Origin of the sequence: Bradyrhizobium sp., from assembly GCF_017881085.1 — a bacterium.
Lineage (GTDB): Bacteria > Pseudomonadota > Alphaproteobacteria > Rhizobiales > Xanthobacteraceae > Bradyrhizobium.
Genome location: NZ_JADGRI010000314.1, coordinates 1 through 6,106 on the forward strand (window position 1 = coordinate 1; position 6,106 = coordinate 6,106).

Annotated in this window: 7 protein-coding genes and 1 pseudogene; 2 read left to right on the forward strand and 6 right to left on the reverse strand. The window is 62.8% G+C overall.

Features of this window, described 5'->3' with window-relative positions:
- From QZ213_RS23050 to QZ213_RS23075, 6 genes and pseudogenes are all read right to left on the reverse strand, one after another.
- Window positions 1–144 (reverse strand): annotated as a pseudogene (locus QZ213_RS23050) (GNAT family N-acetyltransferase); the annotation flags it as partial.
- A gap of 122 nt (window positions 145–266) precedes the next feature.
- Window positions 267–1,082 (reverse strand): PAS-domain containing protein, encoded by an 816-nt coding sequence (locus QZ213_RS23055; RefSeq protein WP_291688391.1) that lies wholly within the window; start codon window positions 1,080–1,082, stop codon window positions 267–269.
- A gap of 174 nt (window positions 1,083–1,256) precedes the next feature.
- Complete coding sequence (locus QZ213_RS23060) at window positions 1,257–1,433, reverse strand: hypothetical protein (RefSeq protein WP_291688392.1); 177 nt, start codon at window positions 1,431–1,433, stop codon at window positions 1,257–1,259.
- A 73-nt stretch (window positions 1,434–1,506) separates the two neighbouring features.
- The gene (locus tag QZ213_RS23065) at window positions 1,507–1,680 is read right to left on the reverse strand and encodes a hypothetical protein (RefSeq protein ID WP_291688393.1); all 174 of its coding nucleotides are present in this window, start codon (window positions 1,678–1,680) and stop codon (window positions 1,507–1,509) included.
- A gap of 150 nt (window positions 1,681–1,830) precedes the next feature.
- Entirely contained in the window at window positions 1,831–2,496 is a 666-nt protein-coding gene (locus tag QZ213_RS23070) for a glutathione S-transferase family protein (RefSeq protein ID WP_291688394.1), read from the reverse strand.
- A 216-nt stretch (window positions 2,497–2,712) separates the two neighbouring features.
- Window positions 2,713–3,966 carry a glycosyltransferase family 87 protein gene (locus QZ213_RS23075; RefSeq protein ID WP_291688395.1) on the reverse strand — a complete coding sequence of 418 codons (1,254 nt, stop codon included), beginning with the start codon at window positions 3,964–3,966 and terminating at the stop codon, window positions 2,713–2,715.
- Window positions 3,967–4,159: 193 nt separating this feature from the next.
- On the opposite strand from QZ213_RS23075, the gene QZ213_RS23080 reads away from it, so the two are divergent.
- Together QZ213_RS23080 and QZ213_RS23085 are read left to right on the forward strand one after the other, a co-directional pair.
- Window positions 4,160–5,362: a pyridoxal phosphate-dependent aminotransferase gene (locus tag QZ213_RS23080; protein ID WP_291688396.1), complete on the forward strand. Its 1,203-nt coding sequence runs from the start codon at window positions 4,160–4,162 to the stop codon at window positions 5,360–5,362.
- A gap of 136 nt (window positions 5,363–5,498) precedes the next feature.
- Window positions 5,499–6,026 (forward strand): DUF992 domain-containing protein, encoded by a 528-nt coding sequence (locus QZ213_RS23085; protein ID WP_291688397.1) that lies wholly within the window; start codon window positions 5,499–5,501, stop codon window positions 6,024–6,026.
- Window positions 6,027–6,106: the final 80 nt, after the last annotated feature.

A 6,106-nucleotide genomic window follows, 5' to 3' on the forward strand; every position in this document is an offset into this window, starting at 1 on the left:
GCGCGCCCACGTCATTGCCGTAATCTCGGGGGAAAGCGCAGTTGCACCCGCCCGTCCGTAAAACGCATTGTATCCGTCCCACAACGGCAGCCATTGGTCGTAGTCCTGCCGGGTCACCAGGCGGACAAACAGGTCGCCGGACATTTCGGATTTTTCATTCATCAAGGAAGCAACGTGGAAGGGCGGGCGCGAGCGCCGGTGATTTTACTTTATTAGGGACACAGCCGGGAAGGATCAATCCGGTTTGCGGCGATGCGGAGCCGCTTCTATTCGGCGGCGCGCAACTGCGCGGCAGCACCGCGATTTCCGCCGCCGCGCAGCGACCGGTAATATTCGGCCTTGGCGGGGTCGTCGGTATGGCGGACAAGCTCGGTGAGCGGTGTGAAGCTCAGCATCCGTCCGCCGTCCGGCAATGCCGTGCAGCTGAAGCGCAGCACCTTGCCGCCGGCGAGCTTGATATTGATCGGCGTGGAATCGCCCGATCGTATCATCTCCGTGCGCTGCGCGATGAAGGCGCTCAACTCTTCCTCCGGCAGTTCGAAGGCGCCGGTGTCGCGGCCGTGATACATCAGGGCGATGAAGGGCGGCTTGCTGTCGGCCTTGTTGTCGGGAAGCGAAAAATAATCGCGGAAGGCGCGGTTGATGAATTCGGCGCGGGTGTCGGAATCGAGCAGCACGATGCCGATGTCGAACTGGTCGAGTGCCGCCGACAGCCGCGCGGCCGTGGCAAAGTGTCTGCGTTCCGACGCGAACGCATCCATCATCCTTTGCCGCAGCAGACCGGTGATGGCGGCGGTGGCACCTGCTGTCACCGACAGCGTGGCCAGCCGCACCAGATCGCCGATGTCGTAGCCGGCCGCTGCGCGGTGGTTGAAAACGAACAACGCGGCAAAGGCGATCGCGATGGCGGCGCTGATCAGACTGGAGGCGAGGCCCGAGAGCCAGCCCGCGAAGGCGATGATGCATACGAACAGGGGCGCCGGATAGGAAACGGCAACGAGGTAACGATCGATAACGATGGCCATCAGAGCCGTCGCTGTCGTCAGAGCCGGACCAGAGATTGCGCGCCAGTCGAACCGCATGCCTGTTTCTCGTTCCTTCACGAGTGTAAGGCCTCTACCTTGACCGATGGTTGCATTCTTGGCGCGCTTTCTCGCTCGAATCCTTAAAGAACGGTTAGCCCGAAGCAGGCAGCTTTCCGGTCTTATTGGATCAAATGATATCGAAGGGCGAGGAGATTCGGGTTCCACGCGATGCTAGCGGTGGCGTGAGTCGTTCTTCTCGGGCTGCGACAGCACGGCGCGGCTTGCCGGATCGGCCTTGCGCGGCCACAGCGCATCCTCGCCGCGCGTGCCGGTGGCGATCAGCAGCGATGCTGCGAGCAGGATCGCCGCCGCCAGCGTCAGCGTTACAACTACGACAGGTGTCTTCATCGTTGCCCGATCGCGATGCCGTGCACCGCGTGTTGTCGCGCAAAATCGCGAATGGCCTGGAAAAATCTTTGGACTATGCGGGAAGCGGCATGGCCATCGCGACCTTGATCGACAGCACCGTGAGGGTGACGATCAGGCACAGCGACAACGAGCCGATCGCGAGCGAAGTCGCGACGGCGTCCGTCAGTTGGGACGATGCAGGCGCAGAGCCGCCGTTAAAGCCTGCTGCGCCGGGCGACCGTTTCATGGCCGAAACATCCTTCAAGGCGGGGCGAATCACCCGCGACCTGCGATACATCGCTGGAATCGCCGGCAATATTGCGGCGGGGCGGCCTCGAAAATGGCAAAAGCGCGGCAAACCCGCCGGTTATGCCCGCTATACCCCGCGTTATGCCCGCTATTTCGCGGCCTCTAGCCTCGACGGCGATGTGTCCACCTCGTCGACTTCGGCGCCCGGGCGCCAGTCCATGCTGACAAAGCCCGGAGTCTGCTCGACCCGGCGCAGCCAGGTGCGGATCGCCGGAAAGGTCGCGAGGTCGTAGTCGCAGCGGTCCGCGACATGGGTGTAGCCGTACACCGCGATATCCGCGACGGTGAGCTGGCCGGTGGCAAAATACTCATGGGTCTTGAGGTGATTTTCCATCACCTGCAACGCGGCGTAGCCGCGCTCCATCCAGTCTTCCAGCGCATGCGTCTGCAGGTCTCGGCCGCCCTTGACCAGCGCCAGCCAGAAATAGGCGGCGCCGATATTCGGCTCCAGCGCGTGCTGTTCGAAGAACATCCACTGCAGCGCTTCGGCGCGTTCGATCCGCGATTCCGGCGCCAGCGGGGTGCCGCCGGCGACGTACCAGAGGATCGCATTGGATTCGGCGAGGTAGCGTCCTTCCTCGACTTCCAGCAGCGGCACCTGGCCGCTCGGATTCTTGGCGAGGAATTCCGGCGTTCGGCTCTCGCCGCGCAGAATGTCGATCTCGATGGCGCGATAGGGCGCGTTCAGCAGCGCCAGCGCAAGGCGGACCTTGTAGCTGTTGCCGGAGCGCTGCATCGAATAGAGCTTGTACATTCGGCTTCGTTCGATTGGTAAGGAAGACAGACAGGTTTGCCGGTCACAAAGGTTGGGTCCCGCGCGCGCGGAGCGACGCCTTGTTACCCCGCAACGCGGCTAAACAATGATGCCGATGCCGGCGCGTCGCAAGGCCCGCAAGATGGAAAAGGTCGAAAACCTCTACTGCACTGCAACCGTGGAGAAGACTTTTCCAACACGCCTGAACAAATCGGATCACGCTTGCGCGAGTCTCCGCATGCCGGCAGCGGAGCCAGCATGATCGAGCTGCGCCCGCCGCAATGTGAAAACGTAAAGTGTTGACAACACCAGCAAGCCGAGCGGTATGCCGGTGACCCCGGCGACGCTGCGCGATGCCAGCGGCACGATCCAGGCTACTGCCAGCAGGCTGATCTCGTAGTCGCGGAATCCCCCGGCAAGACCGGCGCTGACGGTGAATGCAATTGCCAGAGCAAGGATCATGAGATCGTAATCCAGCACATGCGGTGAAGCCAGCAAGGTCGCGATTGCCAGAAGCGCTGACTTGACATCGGGGTCGCAGGATGAACGCCATGTCCAAGCCGTGCCGCACACGGTCGCGGCCGATACCAAGCCCTGCACGACATATGCGACCGGGACGCCGCCGCCCCACAGCCTTACCGCCGCAAAGACACTTTGCAGTTTTTCGAGACCGACATCGCCCTGCTCAAGCAGCAGCTTGCGCGAAGTCTCGGTGGACGCGGCGAACGAAAGCCATATATCGGCGCCAAATACCAGGCTTGTTGCGACCACCAGCATCAGCACCGTGATGCCGGCGGCAACGACGGTTCGCCATTGACCTGCGGCGAGCAACGCGAACGGCGCCACCAACGCAAGTTGAGGCTTGTAGGCGAGAAGACCAAACAGAACGCCGGAGACGATCGGCGCCGTTGGCAACGCCAGCAGGGCAGCGCCAAACAGTCCGGCCGAGAGAAACCCGTTTTGGCCGTGTCCCAGGTTGATGAAGACCGCCGGAAATCCCGCAGCGACCGGCAGCCATATCGGGCCGATCGCGATTCCCCGCCTGCGCAGCCTCCGCACGATCACGCCGATCACGGACAGGTACAGCGCGAAGGTGCTGATCTGCCAGGCCGCCAGCGCCAGCGGATAGGGCAATAATGCGAGCGGTGCCGCGACCAGCAGGAAGATCGGCGGATACAGCCAGCCGTAATAGGGCGTGGCCGCGCCGAAGATCTGCTGCTCACGGGCGTAGTGCGCGGCCATGTTGTAGACGTCGGCGGCCCGGCCATCGAGAACGAGCGAGCCGGCCGCGTAAAAGCTGGAGAAATCGGTCCCGATCGGCTTGCCGTTGCGGTCGACCAGGCCGTTCGACGAGGCGATCCAGCCGGCCGCCGCGATGACGCAGAAAGCGAGCAGTATCAGGCTGTAACCGCGGATCCGCGCGGCGGTCAGCCATCGGCCGGATTGCACCCCTTGCCAGAAATGAGTCATTTCGCCGCGGAATTTTATGAATGTTGCGCCACCCTAGCGGGGCGCCCTTTAAGGTTTCCTAAAGTTTGGCCGCATCCGGCCAAGCTTCTTGCGGTGCAGCGTGTCCCGCTTTAGGGTGCCACGATCCCAGAAAATAGAATCGTGGATCGCGAGCCGCACATGGTGTGTTGCCGATGTCTGCAAGGAGATGATGATGCCGTTTCTGTCCGCCGCGCTTGACCGTGTGAAGCCGTCCGCGACCATCGCGGTCACGGATAAAGCACGCGCGCTCAAAGCGGCCGGCCGCAACGTGATCGGCCTCGGCGCCGGCGAGCCCGATTTCGACACTCCGGCCAACATCAAGCTGGCAGCGATCCACGCCATCGAGGCGGGCAAGACAAAGTATACCGATGTCGGCGGCATTCCCGAGCTGAAGCAGGCGATCATCGCGAAGTTTCAGCGCGAGAACGGTCTGACCTACCAGCCGAACCAGATCATCGTCGGAACCGGCGGCAAGCAGGTGCTCTACAACGCGCTGATGGCCACCATCAATCCGGGGGACGAGGTCATCATTCCCGCGCCCTACTGGGTGAGCTATCCGGAAATGGTGGCGCTCGCCGGCGGCGACCCGGTGCCGGTGGTGTGTACGGCCGAGCACGGTTTCAAGCTGCAGCCCGACGCGCTGGAAAAGGCGATCACGCCGAAGACGAAATGGATCATCCTGTGTTCGCCGTCGAACCCGACCGGCGCCGCCTATACGCGCGCCGAGCTCAAGGCGATCACCGACGTTCTGGTCAAGCATCCGCATGTCTGGGTGATGACCGACGACATGTACGAGCATCTGGTCTATGACGACTTCGTGTTCACGACGCCGGCGCAGATCGAGCCGAAACTGTACGACCGCACGCTGACGGTGAACGGCGTGTCGAAGGCCTATTGCATGACCGGCTGGCGCATCGGCTACGCCGGCGGTCCCGCCGAACTGATCAAGGCGATGCAGACGATCCAGTCGCAGTCGACCTCGAACCCCTGTTCGATCTCGCAGTGGGCGTCGGTCGAGGCGCTCAACGGTCCGCAGGATTTCATCCCGGTCAACAACAAGGCGTTCAAGGAGCGCCGGGATCTCGTGGTGTCGATGCTCAATCAGGCCAAGGGTATCGATTGTCCGCGGCCGCAGGGCGCGTTCTATGTCTACCCGTCCTGCGCCGGGACCATCGGCAAGACCTCGCCGTCCGGCAAGGTGATCGCCAACGACGAGGATTTCGTCACCGAGCTCCTGGAGAATGAAGGCGTCGCGGTGGTGCAGGGTTCCGCGTTCGGCCTCGGACCTGCGTTCCGCATCTCCTACGCGGCGAAAAACTCCGATCTCGAAGACGCCTGCAAGCGGATCCAGCGATTTTGTGGCAATTTGAGATAGTCAAATCACGTCTCGAATATTCGCCGCCGAACTTTTGATGTTTCGGCGGCAACTTTCCGGAAGCGCCTTGTTTTGGACACGGCGCTTCCTTCCTGTCCGCTCCGCAAATTCAATTCGTCATGCGGAGACCAGATTAATGCGACTTTCGACAGTTACTATTGCCATCGCCGCGCTTGCGGGCTCGATCGCCAGCGCCAACGCGATGCCGCCCGTCCGCGCCGGCATCCTGCAATGCGAGGGCGGCCAGAATGTTGGCTACGTCGTCGGCTCGACCACCAGCCTGCAGTGCGTATTCCAGAGCGAAGGCCGCCGGCCCGAGCCCTACATTGCAACCGTCCGCCGCCTTGGGCTGGATCTCGGCGTCACCGATCAGACCAAGCTGAGCTGGGCGGTGAACGCGCCGACCAGCAGGGTTGGCTACGGCGAACTCGCCGGCAATTACGGCGGCGTCGGCGCCAACGCCTCGGTCGGGATCGGCGGCGGCGGCAACTTCCTGGTCGGCGGTCCGGCGAACGCCTACGCGCTGCAGCCGATCAGCCTGCAAGGCCAGACCGGGCTCAACGTCGCGGCCGGCGTGGCCTCGATCGAACTGGAGCCGGTGCGGTTCGCGCCTGGCGGCTATCGCCACCATTATCATCACCGTCACCATCACCATCGCGGCTGAGAAAGCGCGATGCCGACGAAAGAGGCCCGCGGAAGCGGGCCTCTTTTTTATTTGGCTCAAAGTCATTCCGGGGCGCGCGG

Bases quoted from the DNA above. Each gene is read 5' to 3' on its own strand.
- QZ213_RS23055 (WP_291688391.1), bottom strand. From the start codon at position 1,082: ATGCGGTTCGACTGGCGCGCAATCTCTGGTCCGGCTCTGACGACAGCG.
- QZ213_RS23060 (WP_291688392.1), bottom strand. From the start codon at position 1,433: ATGAAGACACCTGTCGTAGTTGTAACGCTGACGCTGGCGGCGGCGATC.
- QZ213_RS23065 (WP_291688393.1), bottom strand. From the start codon at position 1,680: ATGAAACGGTCGCCCGGCGCAGCAGGCTTTAACGGCGGCTCTGCGCCT.
- QZ213_RS23070 (WP_291688394.1), bottom strand. From the start codon at position 2,496: ATGTACAAGCTCTATTCGATGCAGCGCTCCGGCAACAGCTACAAGGTC.
- QZ213_RS23075 (WP_291688395.1), bottom strand. From the start codon at position 3,966: ATGACTCATTTCTGGCAAGGGGTGCAATCCGGCCGATGGCTGACCGCC.
- QZ213_RS23080 (WP_291688396.1), top strand. From the start codon at position 4,160: ATGCCGTTTCTGTCCGCCGCGCTTGACCGTGTGAAGCCGTCCGCGACC.
- QZ213_RS23085 (WP_291688397.1), top strand. From the start codon at position 5,499: ATGCGACTTTCGACAGTTACTATTGCCATCGCCGCGCTTGCGGGCTCG.